Below are 18,843 nucleotides of genomic sequence, written 5' to 3' on the forward strand. Positions count from 1 at the left end.
GCTATAAAGAAAGAGCTAAAACTAAAACTTGTGATTTTAAAATCAAAAAAGCTCAACCGAAGTTGAGCTTTTAACTGTTTTAATTTTTTATTGGATTACACACCATTTCTTATCAGCCTGCTGCTTTTCCATAAGATCCTTTAAATGAGCCCAATCGCGCTTAGTGTGATTATCTTCCTCATAAGTATGTTTACGACAAACAAACTGGTAAGGAGTTTCTAAAGGCTGACCAGATTCTAAAGATCCACGAGGCCTAAAGTCGCAATTAGCACCTTTTTCGATAAGTACTTTTGCTATTCCTCTAGAAGTTTCAGCTACACTTAGAGAGGAAGAGAAAGATGACATGAGAGTATAATGAAGTGGGGTAAACCCTTTAGTATTACTATCATTTACGTTTGCTCCTGCATCTATAAACAAAGAGACTAATTTTAAGAATGACTGGTAGTTAATATATTGCTCATCCTTAAGTGCTAAAATAGCTACAAGAAGAGCTGTATTACCCTCTTTATCTTTTAAGTTAATACTTGCTCCTTTAGAAAGCAATAACTTAACACATCTTTTATTGAGTGTTTTTGTTGCATGCATAAGTAAAGAAGAGTTATTTGAATCAACAATCATATTTACATCTGCACCTAACCACTGTATCAGCTTATTTATTGTGTATCTCTCTTTGGCAAGATCAGTTTTATACTCTGTTATTTCAATAGGTGTACACTGGTGTTTATTAAAGCCAGGATAAGAAATAGAACTTAATCTGCTACAAGCGTTTATTAATAGCTGCAGCAGATTAAGTCCTATTTCTGTAGCTGTTTTACCTTGCATGCATTGTTCATCAAAGAACAATTTAGCTTGAGAAGTACCTAAAGCAATCAAAGTTTGAATTTTTAAAGATAAATCAAACAGTTTTCTCTCATTCTCACGTAGAGGAATTATTCGCCCGTTGTTTAAAAGATCCTGAGCTTGTGCTTTTTCAGATACTAAATTTGGTAGTTGTGTGTACATTTTTTCAAAAGCTTCTCTATTAAAATTAGCATCGTTCATAAAATACTTATAAAGATTGTTACATGAAAACGCTACATTTCTTAGATCAGAAATGTAGTACTTAATATCTATCTTATACTTATTAGGAATATTAATTTCTGGGAGAGTAACTAATTGTAGCAATATTTTTTTTTTGAGCTCTTGAGGTAATGCAGCAAAATAATTGAAATCAGCAGGTGCTTGCATACATTTAGTAGCATTTAAAAACCCAAGTGATAAAAAGAACATTAAAAAATGAAATCTGTTGTTGTTTGACATACTAACCCTTTTCTAAATTTATAATATTTACACTATATACTTATTTTATTTTATATTAAATTATATAAATGTCAATTTAAACCACTATTTTAAAAGTTATAAAGAACGGACTACACACAAGATTTTAGTTTTTTTAAAATCAAAAAGCCCAACCTAAGTTGAGCTTTTAACTATTTTAATTATTTATTGGATTATACACCACTTTTTATTAGCTTGTTGTTTTTCCATAAGACTTTTTAAGTCTAGCCACTCTAGTCTAAGATAGGTGTCTTTCTCACATTTACGACAAACAAATTGGTAAGCCGTTTCTAGAGGTTTACCAACTTCTAAAGATTTGCTTGGTCTAAAATCACAATTAGCACCTTTTTCAGTAAGTAATGCTGCAAGTTTTATATAATTTATAGACTCGGTCGTTAGGCTATGATGAAATGAGAAACGTGGGTTATTGTTTTCTATATAAATGAGAGAAGGAGAAGCTGCCCTTAGAACATACTGAATTGGTGCCAATCCTTCAGCACTAAGCTCGTTTATTTGTGCGCCTGCATCAATAAGTAAAGAAACTATTTTCAAACGTATCTCTTCTTGGAAAATGCGCTTTCCCCCACTATTTCTGCAAATGGCTAAAAGAGCAGTATCACCGTCTCTATCTTTTAAATTAACATTCGCTCCTTGAGCAAGTAGTAATTTAACACACTTTTTATTTAAGCTTTTTGCTACATAAATAAATAAAGAAGAGTTGTCTAAAGTCTCAATCATATTTATATCAGCACATAACCAATGCAGCAATTTATTTATTTCATATTTTATTTCAGACGCTTTATCGGTACACCCATAGTCTCCTGCATAGCCCTGATCAAGTTTAATCTTACGGCAATTGTTTAAATCTGTGCAAGCTGCTAGTAACAATTGTAGTACATAATCATGCTTTTCTTTAGCTGTTTTGCCTTGCATACAATGCTGGTCAAAAAGGAATTTAGCTTGAGAGGTACCTAAAGCAATTAAGATCTTATTTTTTAAAACCAACTCAAACTCTTCTTTATCTTTCTCAGAGAAATTAGCTTGTCTAGCTATTGAAAGAGCATGAGCTTCTGATTTTGTGAATGTTAACCTTTGATGAGTATATAATTTTTCAAAAACCTGCGTATTTAAAGTAGGACTGTCCATAAAATAGTTATAAAAACTTTTACATGAAAATGCTAATTCTCTTAAATTAGAAATATTACTTTTGATGTCTCTCTTACCGCTCTTCAAAAGTTACTTAAACTTAGTTATAGGTAACTTTTGATCTGATGCTACCACGCATTCAGTTTTAATTTCTTGAAGATGCGCGTAGAGCGCTATTGTATCCCCGCGGTGCATAAAGCACTACTAGATGCAACTCTCCAAGCCCAACGTTCTTTTATAAGAACATGGCCCGAGCTGGGCACTGGCAAAGATAACTCTTTGCTTTTTAGTGAAAGATCCCGCAGGGTCTTTCTTAGTCCATTGCATGCAGCATTTTCATCACGAATGTGCTGTGCTGAGCATGATGGACACGTCCATTGACGTACATGTGGCGCAAGGCCATTTGGTACAATAAACTCACAAGCATGACAAGTACGGGTAGTGCCTTTTTCAGCAAACTCATGATATGATTTGCCTGATTTAAGCGCTACCCACGAGAGTATTTCTTTAAACCGTCCAATAAGTGAACGATTGTTCATAGCTCTTCTCATAGGGGTTGTTATGCCGTTACCGCGTGGTGTATAATCACCAACAGCTACTAAATCGTACTGTTTATAAAGATAGTTAGAAAGCCTATAACAAAACAATTTAGTGAGTTCTCGTCGTTTTGTACGCGCTTTAGCATAGACAGTTGCTATTTTGTTATAACGTCGCGATGATTGCCATCGTTGTTTAAGAAGATTTCCTTGAGCATCAACTACAGGTATAAGATATGATCTCTTTTTACAACGATCTAATTTTGATTTTAACCCATCTAATCTTAGATCAAATACCTTCAACCAAAAGGGTGCTGCAATCTCAAGAGCTTTGCCTTCATTATCAACGCCATACGCAAAGTTTTTATGGTTAGGATCTAACGCAAGCACTCTTTTGATAGGCTTTGTTTCTGGTACTGAGCGTACTATGGTTATCACTGCGCTAAAGATACCTGACTCTTTTACAATACGTAGATTGCGAACTTCTTTACCCTCTAGAACATGCCCGTCACTCATAGGTACCGTAAGAGAATGGCGCTTATTGTCGCTTCCTGTACCAAGTGAAAGTATAAGAGTATTACCTTTAAATTTGTAACCTCTCAGTGGCTCATCATAGAGTAAAGAAAACCAACTTGAAGACCATGAGCGAAAGCGCGGCCATCCTGTTTTAGCTCCTTTACGCTTTCCTTTACGAGATTGCTGATACGCTTTAATACTCTCAGTGACTCTAAGAGCAGCGTTTTTAAGAGGCGCTGAATAAACGCTTTTAAGGTAAGGATACTGACTTTTAATACCAGGCACTAAATTTCTTAATCCCCAAGCACTATACAATAATTGAGCAACTTGCAAATCCCCTGTAGCCTTAAATGACTCCTTAAGGCTATAAGCATTTTCCAATACTTTGTTATATAACACATTGCATTTACGTGATTGATCATCTAAACATGCAGCTGTTACTTTATCAGGTGTTAATTGCAATCTAATTACTGCAAGAGTTTGTTTCATATGGTTTTAATAGCCATTGATAAGAGCATTAATTACTTTTTTCTTATCTTAATTATACCTTAAAATGTGACAACAGGCTATATTAGCAAGATCTAATCACACTATGCTGCAACATTTAATAATCTTACTTATATTGATAAACAATAGTTAACTTTGAGCAAGTTTAGCCACACAGTTAACTAGCCCACATCTAAACGATTATAACTCTTTGGAAGAGTAACTAACTGTAATAGTATGATATTTTTAAGCTCTTGAGGTAGTGTAATAAAGTTATTTGAATCGTTAAGACGCTGCATAGACTTAGTACTGTTTAAAAGTCCAAGTGATAAAGAAAGAATTAAGAAGCGCACTATGCTATTTTTTAACATTCAAATCCTTGTTATCTGTTTAATTTAATTAATAATTTATTTATCTTATTAAGAGCCTCTTTAATAGGACTCTTAATTAATTATTGAACTATACATGACCACTTATTATCTTTATTTTTACTTTGCCTAGAATCTTTTAATTCATTCCACTGATTATTATCTTTATTTTTACTTTGCATAAGATCTTTTAATTCATTCCACCGATTTTCTTGAGGATATTGGTTACTTTTACGGGCAACAAAATCAAACGCTGTTTCTATCGGGTATCCAATTTCTAAAGATTCACTTGGTAAATTATTATAGTTAGCACCATTTTCAATAAGAAGTTTTGCTAGAGCAAATTTGCTAGTGGCTACTGCGTAATTAAGTGCGGTAAATCCTTGGTAATTAGCTTTATTGATGTCTATGTTTTTCTCAATGAGTAAAGATGCTATATCTTTATCTTCACTATCACGAGCAATTATGGTTAAAGCTGTGTTACCCTCTTGATCTTGGACAGTAATATCAGTGTTCATAAGTATTAAAAACGTAGTTAACGGTTTATTTTTATTACCTACAGCACAAATAAGCAAGGGAGAGTTTGCATAACATCTTTTTGCATAAATACCTTCAGTCCACTGTAAAAATTTTGCTGTTATATACTGGCAATTCTTAATATAATAGTCATTTTTACCTAGAATTCCATTTTTATCATATATACCGTAGATAGCTGCTTGCTTTTGTACTTCTTCCTTGTCAGCATGAGCTCTTACTACTTCATTAAGAATAAATAAATAAGCTGCTTTTCTATCGGCAAATAAACTGTTAAAAATAGCTTTAGCAGCAGGTGTACCTATTGCAATAGCAGTACACGCTTTTACTCCAAGCTCAATTTCTGCCGTCTCTTCTTCGATAGAAGTGTAGGGTTCAAGTTCAAATTCAGTATTTGTATCAAGCACTTCACTATTATATTCATTATCATCTAGCGGAGATTTATCAAGAACAGCTAACATAGTATTTACTATCCTTAGCATCTTATTATAGAGAGTAATATGAGCTCTTTTATTAAAATCTTCATTACGCATAAAAATGTTGTATAACTCTTTACAACTATAAGCCAAATATCTTGTAGTACTCATCTGCTTACCCACTTCATCTGTTGCAGAAGGTATATAACTCTCAACCATATGTAACATTATTTTACTTTTAAGCTCATCTGGAAGCTTTGTAAGATAATTTACTCCATCACTTTGTTTATCCATACAATTAATGTTAATTAAAAAACTAAGAACTGAAGAAAAAACTAGAAACTTAAAAAAAGTATTTTTTGACACAGTAAACCTGACGCATTTAGTCTTTATATATTTATTTAATTGGACACTACGTTTACTAGCTTATAGTTTTGCCATAGGGGCTTATTTATAGTAAGTACGCGTTTTTATTATTTTTATTTTGTATTATTTATTATATATTAAATATAATAAATGTCAATTTTTACTTTTTAAAATCCAATTATAACTATAAAATACTTATAGATTTACTTCTTGATGAGAGTGAAGTAAGCGAAACTTATTGAAAGGTTATCTGAAAGCTTTGAAGGCTCAACTTATTTTTAACTTTAAAAATAATCTAGCATCTAGTTTAACAGCCTTAATTTACATTTTAAAGAATAAGAAAAGACGTTAATATTTGCGACAAAAGACAAAGGGCACCTTGATGCTCAAGCTCTCCTAGGTGCAAAAAAATATAACGTACATAGAACGATGCTGTTTTAGATCAGAAAAAGAGGAGCTTAAGCTCCTCTTGTAGTCAGAAAGTATTTTAAAGATTTTCTAAATAATCTTAAGATATAATGCAATAACCTCTATTACCTTTTTGCATTATGTTCTGGTAACGTATATCAAAATGGTTTTCTTGTATTTCTCTATCTAGATCGTTATAAAGAGACTGCAATTTTGCAACTGATTTTAAAGGGAGAGACAAATCATTTAAATAAGCATGTTCAGCAAGAATGAGAAAATAAACTTGTTCAAATGACAAATGTCGTACCACAGATTCTATTTCACACACTTTTATCAAATCTGGATTTGTTAAAGTATATACTATATTTAGCTTATTATCTGATACTACGTTTTCCTTTAAATTATCACAAAAAGATGCTTTGTCTATTGGTGCTTTTACAGTAGTAATACATTTATTGGTAGCAATATCGTAAATACTAAAATAACATTGGTCTCCCTGACTATATGTTTCAATAAGAGCACATTCATTACCAAATACCGCATGTCTATGCATATAGCCTCTAGGACTAAAAGTGCCAAGAATTTTACCATTTTTTGTACTTTTAATGCTATACACACCAGCTGTGTCATAATCGCGCTCTAGCTCACCCTTACCTAAAGATTGATCATCATAATTTTGTAGTCTGTTGTTTGAAAACCTACCTAACTTAGATAAGCACCCCCACAATAAGTAACCTCTTTTACTACATAACTTTTCTCTTAAAATGCTTACCATCTCTTCAGGTAAGGCTGTTAAGATATCTTCAAGAAAACCTCGTGAGGACAAACAAAGTTGCATTACTTTAGGAGATCCTAATTGCTCTACTACATAGTGACATATAACTTGGTTAAATTGGGTAGTTAATTGTAGTAAAGAGCTAATACGTAATAATTGTAAAAGCTCTTGTAAGGTTAGTTTTTCTAAGATACGATTAATTATTACACTTTGGTCATTGGGTGTAGTGGTATAATACGCAAGCTGCATATCAATAATAATAGGATTATTTCCTTGTAACACTATAAGCTTGAGTAGTTTAACAAACCGCTCAGCCGATTCTTTATCTATATCAGCTAACTGAAATTGCTTACTATCAACATGACTAGAATTAAAATTAAGTTGTGTTTGGAGTACTGCACTTAATGCTATTTCCTGCCTGGTTACAGTTATCTCTGCATTATCTGAGGTTATAAGTTTCATTTGAATTTCATTATCATCCATACCTTTTATAAGTAATGGTGTACAAAGTACAAATCCACTTATTACTCTTTTAATATTTTTAGCCTGCATTGTATTTCCTTATTAGATAATATGTTAATTTAAATTATTATATTTATTACTATAACATATTGCAAACTTTATACAAGCAAGCTTTACATTCAAAGAATTAATCAAAAGGTGCAGGCTACAGCAAGAATTTAAATCTTTGTTGTAGCCTGCACCTTTTGAAATATAAGTATACTTAATTATAATAATTCGTTAGCCAATCTGCTTAATTCACTACGCTCACTTGACTCTAAGTAAACACTAGCAAATAAGGGCTGACCCTTAAAGCGAGAAGCTGCTACTACAAGACCGTTACTTGTAATATCTAAGTATGGTGAATCAATTTGAAATGGATCACCGGCTAAAATTATTTTACTACCTTCACCCACACGGCTAATAAGTGTTTTAACTTCATGAGGTGTTAAGTTTTGTACTTCATCTATAAGAATAAATTGATACGGTATAGAACGACCACGCATATAAGTAATAGCTTCAAGGCTTAACTTGCCTTCTTTTATAAGCTCATCTAAAGAAGCTATGCTTGTATCTTTATGAGGTTTTTTATGCTTATATTTATTGGAGCTTTTAGGATTAAAATTTTCATCTTTATAGACTGCCATTTGATTAGCAACATTAGCAGAATGAGTTATAAAATCCATATTATCATAGATAGGCTGCATCCAGCTATGCAATTTTTCTTGAATATCGCCTGGTAAATAGCCAATATCATTACCCAAAGGTATAACAGGCCTGCTAACTAAAATCTTCTCAAACTCATGTTCAATAAGTACTTTGTGTAAAGCTGCAAGGAGCGCTAAGAAAGTCTTACCAGTACCTGCAGGACCAATTAAAGTAACAAGTGGTATAGAACTATCAAAAAGGGCATCGAGCGCCATAAGCTGCTGAGGATTACGTGCCTCTAAAGGCCACCTTAATTGTGGCGCTTGTACTGGTTTAAATTTATGGTTACCCAAATACCTAAATACCACATAATTATAAGGATTATGTCTACTTTCAAGCAAGACATATTGGTTAATTGTCAGCTCCTGCTCACGAGAAAGTTGATCAAGTTCCTCAGGAGAATCTTTTTTAAGTTGTATTGAGGGTACTTGTAGCTTAATCCAACCTTTATAGATTTGGTCTTTCTCAACGCCACCTTGCGTATAATCAAGAGCTTCTACACCAATAACATCTGATTTTACACGAGCATTAATATCTTTAGAGACAAATTTAACGTCGTAGCCTTTTTTTTGCATGCACCAAGCTGTATACAAGATTTCATTGTCTTTTATACCTTGATCCAATTCAAAGCTACTGCACGCAACATCCTCATGAGGTGTAAAAAAGACCTGAAGCTTGCTCCCATTATCAAGGGTAACACCTTCTTTTAAATTACCACGATTTCGTAGTGCATCAAAATATCTTATGACTTTACGTGTAGTAAAGCCACGTTGCCCTGGATCATTTTTAAATTTATCAAGTTCTTCAAGAACTGCTATAGGAATCCCAACGATGCTATTTTCAAAATTAAAAATAGATTCAGGATCATGAATGAGTACGTTAGTATCTAAAATATACAGTAATTCGCGCGCTGCCATACTAGTTTCCTTAGTCAAAAATTTTAGCCTTATCAAACGTCACTGTACCATAGCCATACAGATAACTTCAATAGTATTTCTAGAGTACTAGAAATACCGCTAACTTACTAGACAGCTAGGTAAAATATCAGACCAACAACTTTCAGATATAACATGAGAGAGCAAACTTAATAGTTGATTAGCTTGTATATCATACCTATACTTACTTAAAAAGTTTAGTTCTTGCACAAGGCCTTGTAGTACACCTTTAAAAAGATCTTGAAGTGGTTGTTGCAGTCTCTGTTTTTTATCTTCATCACGTAAAATCAAAAAAGCATAACGAATTGATTGCTTTATGTCTTTTGCAACACCTTGGCCATAAAAAAACACTCTAGTTAGTCCAACAACAGCTTCTTCATAGTGGGGACTATTTTTATCCTCTACTATGTTGAGCAAATAAGCTATATAGCGACTAAAATAAGCATCTTTAAGCTTGTATGCCAACTTCTTGGCTTCAAGTGAAAGAGCATTACAATGTGTATCAGAAATTAATCGACTAATTATAAACGCTAATTTTCCATTTTTAAGGGTGCCTACACTCGTAAAAGCCAGCGGCGTTAAAGTTGTAAAGGCATACTGTAAAGCTTGAAGAGTATCTTTTTTAACACCACAGCCCTCGCTATAAGCTTCAATAACAAATGAAGCTGCAGTAAAACAGTCTTCATTAGTAGGGTCATCAGCTATAGATTTAACATATTCAAAGAGCTTACCCATATCTTTATGAGCAAGTAGAGCACTATGCTGTTTGTTTAAAAGAATTAGTCCCAAAGAATTTATAGCTTCATTAAACCCAGCTTTATAAGACTTTTTAAAAAGCTCTACTGCTTGACTATAATCTTTAGAAATACCTGTCCCAAAATAATACATAAGTCCTAAAAGATGCAGTGATTCTCTATGTCCTTTATCGGCAGCTTGTTTTAAATAAACGTATGCAGCTTTAGGATTACTTGTTACAATTACTTTCCCTTTTAAAGAAAGGCCATCTCTTAGTAAACTGCCTAATTCAAATAAAGCAGCGGTAAACCCTAGCTGAGCTGCTACTGTTAGATGATTAATGATTTTTTTACTTAACAGGTCTCTTGCTATCTCATCTTGAGTGTTTTCAAAAGACTTTCGTAGTGCATAAGCTAAGTAATAATGAGCACTTGCGTTGTTTGGTTCCTCATGTACTACCTGGTTTAAGCTCTCTAGACCACTTGCTAAATCCTGCTCTAGTGGGTCACCATAAACATGCCATATTGCTCTAATAAATGTAGCTTGATTATTACCGTCCAAACAAAGCTTTTCTATCCTATCTATAGATTCTTTTGTATAGAAACTTAAATGTATTCCTTGATCAAGCAAGCTGATAATAAATGACAATATATCGGTACTACCAAGTTCAAGTGCTTTATTTACATACAAAGTTACCTTGTCTTCAGTATAGTAGTTATTAGCCATCATGTAGACATAGGCAAGCAAATGAGCAGCTTGAGCGCTACCTTTATCTACTAACAATTCTAAATGCTTAAATAATCCTATTTTTGATAAGCACCTATTTTGTTTAATGCTTTGCTTATAAAGATCCTCAAAGTAATCTATAAGGCTCTCAAAAGTAGGTATTCTTGGATAATAGCCACGTACAGCCAAAGACACTATATAACAGCGGGCTGCAAATGAATGTTGAGAGATCTGTTCTATATGAGTGTAAAATTCTTTTAAAGCTAGAGGATCGTTATGAGCAGTAATTTCTGTAAGAATTTTTTCATAGCATTCTACAGCCTTTGTTAAATTTACTTTATCTTTAGTATTTTTTAAAAGCGATTCTGCTAGCATAAAAAGCTCAGTTGAACTTTCAGGATTTTTACCTAATAATTTTAAGCTACTAGCACAATATTCTTTAACTTCAAGATCTTGAGTCTTTTTTAACAATTCACGAAAACTTGTTACCTGCTGATCTTCTTTTTCTAGATTAGCTTTATTAGCAGCTGCACGTTCATCACCAAGCTGGGCACCATAACAAAAAAATTTATATGCTTTATCATAATCTTTCTTTACACCTTTACCCAGTACATATAAGCTTCCTAGTTCGCAGCAAGCTGCTTTATAATTAAGCTGAATAGCTTTTTTTAAATACTCTTGAGCAATACCATAGTTACCTTGAGCCCTTTCAAGACAAGCATAAGCAAAACATGATTCTGGATGTGCCTGATCAGCTGCTTGTTTATACCATCTACGAGCATCTGCAAGATTATTAAGCGATTGAAAATAATAGCCTAAAAGATACTGAGATTTACAATGCCCTTTAACAGCCGCCTGAGTAAGCCAGTAAACAGCAGCATTACTATCAACTTGCACATGAGTACCGGTAAGATAATTATACCCTAGCAAATAACAAGCATACATATTACCTAATTGAGCAGCTTGAGTAGTATAACTTAACCCTGCTGCACTGTCTTGAGGCACTAAGAGGCCATTAAAATATAAATTACCCAGAAACGCTAAAGCCGGCGCATAACGGCCGTCAACGGCAATTTTTAAATAGGTAAGAGCTTCTTCTGGGTCGTAATAACAACTTGTTTTATCGGCGCAAACTAAACTAGCTAGGTAATGAGTAGCAAGCCACTGATCATCTTGTTGATCACCAGGAGATTTAAGTAAGTCAGGCCATTGAATATAAGCACTCTTAGCTACGAGCTCTGATTGATCAACTGCATATATACAAGCTGACGTTAGGTAAAAAACAAAAAAGAGGTATCTTTTTTTTAAAAGCATAGTAATTATTTTGCTGAAAATTGTTGTTTATAGAGTTCTTTAATTTCAGAAACAGCGGTTGCTTGTGTTACAGTTTTATCAACACTATAGCCCATAAAACGAGGAAAGCGCAATGCAAAACCAAGCTCAGTTTTAGTAGCTCCCGCTGTATGTAGTGGCGATTGAGTTATTTCATCAGCTCTTATTACTACCACCGTAGTTGGCTGCACCCATACATCCGGCACGAGCTCAGAAGCACATACTACATTGTGAGGTTGCTCAACTACTGCTTGAGCATCGCACAGCTTTTTAAGATCACGCCATTCTTGATCGGTAAGGCCAGTGCCAATTTTAGCTATAGTTTCAAAGCGGTCATGTTCAGCATTATATACTCCAACTAAAAAAGCTCCTACACCAAAATGGGCACGCTTACCACGACCAGTGTAATAGCCTAGTATCACTGCATCGATAGTATCACTAATATATCCTTGTTCATGACGCTTAAGTTTTATCCAGTTAAAATTACGCTTACCTGCTTGATAAGGAGCATTCGGCCGCTTTGCTACTAAGCCTTCAAGCCCTGCACTTACTGTTTGTTTAAAGTAAGAATCGAGCTCCGCAGCAGTAGTAACATGCTTTTCTTCTATAACATGAATAACCGGGCTTGAGCAGGTACTAAATAGTTGTCCAAGCAATGCTCGTCTTTCACTGTGCGGCTTAGAAAGGAGTATTTCACCATTATAATACAAAATATCAAATAAAAAGAGGTGTAGGGGTAAATTTTGTACTGCCTCTTCAATAGCATGCTTACGTTTACGCTTTACTGTTTCTTGAAAGGCAACATAGGTCTGATTTTCTTCATCATATACTATAGCTTCACCTTCAACTATAAGCGATTGTACTGCACATGTTTCTAAAGCTTTTGTTAAATCAGGAAACATAGGTGACATATCAAGTAAGTTTCTTGAAAAAAACCAGATATGCTGTTGCTTGTTTTCAAGATCACGATTATTAAGATGTATTTGCAACCTAAAACCATCTAATTTAGGCTGTGCTACACAAGGTCCAATTTTCTCTATAAGAGCTGTTGGACTTTCTGCTCGTTCAGCTGCAGCAGGTCGTATAGGAACACCAAGTGTAGGCTTAATAGCTTCAAGAGCATGAGCACCACCATGTTTAATTTGGTGTGCTATAAATCCTAAATCGGCCCGTATATTAAATGCTTCCTCTAATGCAGGTCGTAACGCTTTACTACTTACCATCATCCAAGAAAGAGCATCAATAACTGTCATGTCAGAAAACCCAAGACGCATAGTACCCATAATAATACGTACAACATAAGAAGCTGAAAGAGCATCCATTTTTTTAAGAAGTTGGCCCAGCAAATGTATCTTTTCTTCTTGTACACCAGTGCCTGAAAGCGACTCAATATGCACAAGCTGATGATACACCTGCTCAACAGATAAAGAATGATCAGTATAAGGCCAATCGGCAGCTAAAATAGCAAGCCCTATATCGCCACTTTCTTTCACTTTACGCGTATACAGTTCTGGTGTAGAACCTACCAAAGAAGCCAGGGTCTTAATAAGATTTTTTTCAGCAAAATTAAATTGGTTACCTTGATAAGCAGGCCTTACTGTGCCCAAAGATAAGTAGGTAATATGTTGTGCTTCTTGGGGACCCACCTTGGCAAATACATCAGCCAAAAGATGCATAATTTTTAAACGGGAGCTTTCTAAACTAATACGCGAAAACTGTTCAGCAAGTTCATGAAATGTCATAGAAAGGTCCTTATGTTTTTGATAAAAATTCTATAATACTGGACAGCAGAAAACAAAGAAAAAAATAACGCGATGCTCAACAGTACATATTCTATAGTATGCCACCAAAAAGCCTGCAGTCCTGCTTGCTCTAATGGATTTAAAATAACCCATGTAAGTGCAGCTACCTGAAAACCCGTTTTAATTTTAGCATTACTACTAACAGTGAGCGTAAAATGGTGTGCTAAGCTTATTTCTCGTAATGCCATAACAAAAAATTCACGTCCAATAAAGAGTATAGCCCAATAAAAGTAAAGCTTACCGGCTGCCACTAAACTAATAAGCGTTGAGTAGATTAGAAATTTGTCAGCTATAGGATCGAGCAATCTACCAAACTTTGTCTCTTGATTGTAACGCCGCGCTAAGTACCCATCAAAAAAATCGGTTAAACTAAGGCACAAAAAAAAGCCCGCTAGGCAACTGTTAATCCAAAAGATACCAAGCGGTAATAAATAGAAAAAAAGAAACGGTAATACCAATGGAGAACTTATAAGTCTTATAAGCGTAAGAATAAGGGGAATATGAAGAGGTGTATATATGTTCATAAGTGAGGGAAGTGGTGGCGATGCAGGGACTCGAACCCCGGACCTACGGATTATGATTCCGCCGCTCTAACCAGCTGAGCTACATCGCCACGTGTTATATAGTATATACTAAATTTTTATTTTTTGAATACCAAATATATCAAAAGATATGTTAAATAATGTTTTAAGTAATACTAACCCTGTTATTAAGGTTGAAAGTATACCAAGCATCATAGTTAACGCAAAACCTTGAATAGAAGGTGATCCAAAGTAGTAAAGCACAACGCCCACAATAAAGGTCGTTATATTAGCATCAAGTATCACACTTGTTGCTCCTGCAAAGCCTGAGTTAACTGCTTTACGCATACTCATACCCGCTGCAAGCTCTTCTTTTATACGTTCGTAAATTAGAATCGATGAATCGATCGCCATGCCCACGGTTAATACCATACCTGCTATACCAGGGAGCGTTAACGTAGCATCAGGTACCAAGCTTAAACCAAGCAATATTAATAGTAAGTTAAATAATAGTACTATAAAGGCATATAAACCAGCAACTTTATATACTACAACGCTAAATAAAAATAATAGCACTAGAGCTATACCACAAGATACTAACCCTTTATGGATAGATTCTTCACCAAGTGATGGCCCAATTTGACGCTCTTCCACTACTTCAACAGGAGCTGAAAAGGCACCTGATTTAAGTAATGCTACCAATTCTTTAGCCCCTTTTTCGGTAAAATTACCCGAAATTTGACCAGAGCCACCTTCAATAGGTCCATTAACTCCAGGAGCTGATACAACAACATTATCGAGCAGAATAGCTACATGGCCACCAACATTAGCTTTAGTAAGTTCATAGAACTTTTCAGCGCCTGCTGCATTAAATTCTAAACCAACTTGATGAGGGGTGCTTTTCGTTAAAAAGTTTTGACTATCAACTAAATAACGAGAATCTCTCAATTGTTTACCTGTAATTTTAGCATACGCTGGTACTAAATAAGCAAAGTATGTTTGATCTTCGCCTTCAATATTTGGTTTACCCATTGCTATAGTAGTACCTTCAGGTAATTTACCATTATGCTTTGCAAGCAAATCCTCTCGTGTTTGGGCTATGTCGTACACTTCTTTCATTTCAAGAACTGCTGCTGTACCAATACGAGCTTTAGCAGCTTCTGGATCACGCTCATTAGGAAGTTCAATAACAATATGGCGGTCGCCCTGCTTGATAATAGTAACTTCACCACTGCCTAAAGCATCTAACCGCGTGCGTAGTACACTAATGTTAGATTCAATTGCTTCGTTTTTAACTTTTTCTATTTGAGCTTGAGAAAAACTAAAGAACAGTACCTTATCTTCTTGAGTTATATCTGCGTTAATTTTATGTGCCCGAGCAAGTTCACGAGCTTGAAATGCTGCTTGCGACGTAGAAAAGGTAAGAGTACCTATAAGTTTTTGTGCGTCAACCGTAGGAACACCAGGCAATTCTTTTTTATCTTTTTTAAGTTTATCAACAACAAGCTGCATTGAAGACATAAGGTCGTTTTTAATAGCTTCTTCAACTTTAACGTCAAGCGTTAAATAAAGGCCGCCTACAAGGTCTATGCCCAAATTGATAAGTCGCTTACTTTTCATATGGACTAGAAAATAAGCTCCGTAAGCAGATATGGCAAGCCAAAAGGCTATATTTAAAAGTAACAGAGGGCGAGATGAAAGCGTCATGCTGTATTCCTTTGTTGTGGATAAGTCTTCAGTACATACATCTATTTTTTAGGATTTTGGTGCGGAAGAAGGGACTCGAACCCCCACAGGATTTCTCCCACAGCCACCTCAAGGCTGCGTGTCTGCCATTTCACCACTTCCGCTCAAGTAGTTATAGTTTTATACTAGCATATCTTTACAATTTATCAAATTTTTGCGTTGGCTTTTTGACCACCAAGTAAACGAGCAAAAAAGTTTTTTACTGATTCAATAAGTTTTTGCCACCAACTTAATGATTGCCAACGCTGTTGCTCAGCCTTTTTACGCGCTGCTTCTAATGCTCGGACGCGCTCAGCTTCTTCCCGTTTTTGGCGTGCACGCTCTTGCTCATCTTTTTCTTCTTGAGAAAGAGACTTAAGCGCAAAGCCTTGTTTTTCTAGTGCATCAACAGAAGTACGCAGGCGCGTAGTAATCTGAACTATTTTAGCAGCAGCTTGATCTGTGTACATTCTAAAATCGTTTTTTAAATACGATTCTATAGCTTGTATATTTTCATTTTTATTTTCTATGCTGTCATATAAATCTTTAGCTTTTTCATGATTACGTGTTTTTTCTATTTCTTCAAAGCTATCTAGTGCTTCGTTTTCATCATTTTCAGCCCTTTTTACCTGGCTTACCAGTGTTTTAGAAAATGCTTCACGTACTTTTTCACGCAATTGTGCCACTAACTCAAAGTCACGCTTAACTTTTTCAATCTCTTTTTGTTTGTCAGCAGCTTCAACTAATGCAGCACGCTCCTCCTGAGACAGTTGTGCTGGATCTTGTTTAGGCTTAACTTCTTCAATAAGAGCATCGAGCGTTTTAAGTACAGCAGCTGGATCTATCTTAAGTTGCGTATAAAAATCAGCACTTGTTTTTTCTATTTCTTGTAACTTTTGAGCATACTCTTGTTCTAAAACTTTTATACCTTGCACTCTTTCTTTAAGTTCTTCGTATTTAGGCTTAGCACTTTTCCACCAACGAAGCTTTTCGTACCAATTACCCGAGTCATCAGCAAGGTCATCTGCTTCATCTAAAAATTCATCTGAATCTGCATAACCACTGTAATCATCTTCTTCTTGGTAGGCACTATAACCTGCCTGGTCACCAAACAATAAGGGCTCTTGCTGCTCAAATAATTGTTGCCCCAAGCAACGAGAGATGCATAAGATACCCATGAGCAATACTTTTTTTGTAGGGAGTAACTTATAATTCATATAGGGGACCCTTTATATCTTTGTCTAGGTAATTAAAGTGTTCTAGCAAGCTCTTTTAATTCATCCATAAGAGCTTGTGACAATTCTTGCGCTTCAGGTGAAGTATAGCTCCAACGTATACCAGAATCAACTCGTGTAAGCACTGAGCGGTCACTTTTAATATCAATAATATCAATACGGACAATATTCATTAATGGATGAACAAGCGAAGGTGCCCTTACCACTCCAGCACGTCCTAGTATGCTGTAAGCAATATTGTTATCATCAAGAAAACAGAGCATTACTTTTTTTTGCCATACCATATTGTGATAACCTGTATGATCTTTATGTATGGACATCAAGATACTTTCAAGTCCTTTTGGATATAAGCACTGTATTGGTGTTGTATGAGGTAATCCCTTATCAGAAAATGTTGCAAGTATAGCAACGCTATTTTCTGATTTTAATGCATTAATAAGATCTTCAGGTAATTTAACACCAATGTGCTTTGCCATAATGTGGTCCTTTGTTAGATAAAAAATAAATTATTGTAATTAGTATATTTCTGAAAGTTTTAACGTAATTTCGTTTACTACTGCTAATCCTCGCGTTGTTAAACGAATATGCTCATCATCACTTGGTGCAAGCAGTTGTTGCTCAGATAAGAGAGTAAAAGTAGTTCTCATTTCTTGTTGCTGCTCAGGTGATAAATGCTCCATAACATGCTTAACGCTTATACCGCTTGCTTGGCGCAATCCGAGCATAAGTGTTTCAAGCCAAGCTTGTTTTTCTGTCAACTGCTCATAAAAACACGTAATAGGCTGTTGCTTTTCAACACCTTCAAGATATTTCAAAAGATTTTTTTCATTTTGTAGCCGCGCATTGCCATCAAAAGAGCAAGCACCCATACCAAAACCTTTGTATATTTTTCTTTGCCAGTAAACCGTATTATGACGCGACTGATAACCTGGCCGAGCAAAATTGGATACTTCATACTGGTAAATACCGGCTTGCGCAAGGCGCTCAACGGTCCAATAATATAAATCTATAACGCTATCTTCGCAGGGCAATATAAATTTATTTTGCTTTATACCAAAGTATAAAGGCGTGTCTTCATGTACAGTTAAAAAATACATAGATACATGCTTAATAGGCCACGTAACTAAAGCATTTATAAGCTCTTTCCATTCAGCTTCATCAACTCCAGGAAGGCCTAAGATAACATCTACTGATAAGTTTTCGATTATCTGGGGAGCATTATCAAGCAAAAAACGTACATCATCAGCATTTTGATGCCGATTGAGTTTTTTAAGTACTTCGTTGTTTAGACTTTGTACCCCTATAGAGAGCCGATTTATACCCACTTCTTTCCATACAGCTAGCTTTTCTAACGTTACAGTGCCTGGATTAACTTCGAAAGTAATTTCAGCATCAGGAGCAATGGTAAAGTTCTTATTAAGTATAGCACGCATGTCAAGTAGCAAATCTAATGGATAAGTGCTTGGGGTACCACCACCAAAGAAAAGAGTATTTATGACAGCTTTTTGTGTTTGCTGTTGAGCAAAATCAGTTATCTCTTTACCTAACACTTCATGATACCGCTCCATAAAATGATCATGCCCTGCTAATGCTACAAAAGGGCAATAATAACATTTATAAGGACAAAAAGGCCAATGTATATACAGTGATTGTACAGGTACTGTTACATCAAAATTCAATCTATAACTCCGTTAGTCTCATCTTTTAATTTTATTTATTTTCTTGAGTACAACAATCCCTCTTTATCCTTAGCTT

Annotated in this window: 14 protein-coding genes and 2 tRNA genes; all 16 read right to left on the reverse strand. The window is 35.0% G+C overall.

Annotation, left to right across the window (positions count from 1 at the left end):
• Positions 1–87 precede the first annotated feature (87 nt).
• Positions 88–1,299, reverse strand: coding sequence for an ankyrin repeat domain-containing protein (locus H0X48_02205; GenBank protein MBA3954110.1), 1,212 nt, complete (start codon positions 1,297–1,299; stop codon positions 88–90).
• 183 nt (positions 1,300–1,482) lie between these two features.
• On the reverse strand, positions 1,483–2,463 hold the full coding sequence (locus H0X48_02210; GenBank protein MBA3954111.1) for an ankyrin repeat domain-containing protein: 981 nt from the start codon (positions 2,461–2,463) through the stop codon (positions 1,483–1,485).
• A gap of 173 nt (positions 2,464–2,636) precedes the next feature.
• A complete protein-coding gene (locus tag H0X48_02215; GenBank protein ID MBA3954112.1) occupies positions 2,637–4,004 on the reverse strand; it encodes a transposase in 1,368 nt (455 codons plus the stop codon).
• Between the two features lie 179 nt (positions 4,005–4,183).
• Positions 4,184–4,372, reverse strand: coding sequence for a hypothetical protein (locus H0X48_02220; protein MBA3954113.1), 189 nt, complete (start codon positions 4,370–4,372; stop codon positions 4,184–4,186).
• An 80-nt stretch (positions 4,373–4,452) separates the two neighbouring features.
• The gene (locus tag H0X48_02225) at positions 4,453–5,613 is read right to left on the reverse strand and encodes an ankyrin repeat domain-containing protein (GenBank protein ID MBA3954114.1); all 1,161 of its coding nucleotides are present in this window, start codon (positions 5,611–5,613) and stop codon (positions 4,453–4,455) included.
• Between the two features lie 580 nt (positions 5,614–6,193).
• Positions 6,194–7,420, reverse strand: a complete 1,227-nt coding sequence (locus H0X48_02230; GenBank protein MBA3954115.1) for a hypothetical protein — start codon at positions 7,418–7,420, stop codon at positions 6,194–6,196.
• 176 nt (positions 7,421–7,596) lie between these two features.
• A complete protein-coding gene (locus H0X48_02235) occupies positions 7,597–8,994 on the reverse strand; it encodes a PhoH family protein (protein ID MBA3954116.1) in 1,398 nt (465 codons plus the stop codon).
• Positions 8,995–9,093: 99 nt separating this feature from the next.
• Positions 9,094–11,787 carry a sel1 repeat family protein gene (locus H0X48_02240; protein ID MBA3954117.1) on the reverse strand — a complete coding sequence of 898 codons (2,694 nt, stop codon included), beginning with the start codon at positions 11,785–11,787 and terminating at the stop codon, positions 9,094–9,096.
• Between the two features lie 5 nt (positions 11,788–11,792).
• Positions 11,793–13,547: an ATP-dependent DNA ligase gene (locus tag H0X48_02245; protein MBA3954118.1), complete on the reverse strand. Its 1,755-nt coding sequence runs from the start codon at positions 13,545–13,547 to the stop codon at positions 11,793–11,795.
• Entirely contained in the window at positions 13,544–14,131 is a 588-nt protein-coding gene (gene pgsA / locus H0X48_02250; GenBank protein MBA3954119.1) for a CDP-diacylglycerol--glycerol-3-phosphate 3-phosphatidyltransferase, read from the reverse strand. Before pgsA ends, H0X48_02245 begins: the two co-directional genes overlap by 4 nt.
• Before the next feature lie 12 nt (positions 14,132–14,143).
• Positions 14,144–14,220, reverse strand: a tRNA-Met gene (locus H0X48_02255).
• A gap of 19 nt (positions 14,221–14,239) precedes the next feature.
• Positions 14,240–15,835 (reverse strand): protein translocase subunit SecD, encoded by a 1,596-nt coding sequence (gene secD / locus H0X48_02260; GenBank protein ID MBA3954120.1) that lies wholly within the window; start codon positions 15,833–15,835, stop codon positions 14,240–14,242.
• A gap of 57 nt (positions 15,836–15,892) precedes the next feature.
• Positions 15,893–15,978, reverse strand: a tRNA-Leu gene (locus H0X48_02265).
• 42 nt (positions 15,979–16,020) lie between these two features.
• Positions 16,021–17,070 (reverse strand): hypothetical protein, encoded by a 1,050-nt coding sequence (locus tag H0X48_02270; GenBank protein ID MBA3954121.1) that lies wholly within the window; start codon positions 17,068–17,070, stop codon positions 16,021–16,023.
• Positions 17,071–17,102: 32 nt separating this feature from the next.
• Complete coding sequence (locus tag H0X48_02275) at positions 17,103–17,564, reverse strand: pyridoxamine 5'-phosphate oxidase family protein (protein ID MBA3954122.1); 462 nt, start codon at positions 17,562–17,564, stop codon at positions 17,103–17,105.
• 39 nt (positions 17,565–17,603) lie between these two features.
• The gene (hemW, locus tag H0X48_02280) at positions 17,604–18,767 is read right to left on the reverse strand and encodes a radical SAM family heme chaperone HemW (GenBank protein MBA3954123.1); all 1,164 of its coding nucleotides are present in this window, start codon (positions 18,765–18,767) and stop codon (positions 17,604–17,606) included.
• Positions 18,768–18,843: the final 76 nt, after the last annotated feature.

Source organism: Candidatus Dependentiae bacterium (assembly GCA_013821315.1).
GTDB lineage: Bacteria > Babelota > Babeliae > Babelales > Babelaceae > JACDHA01.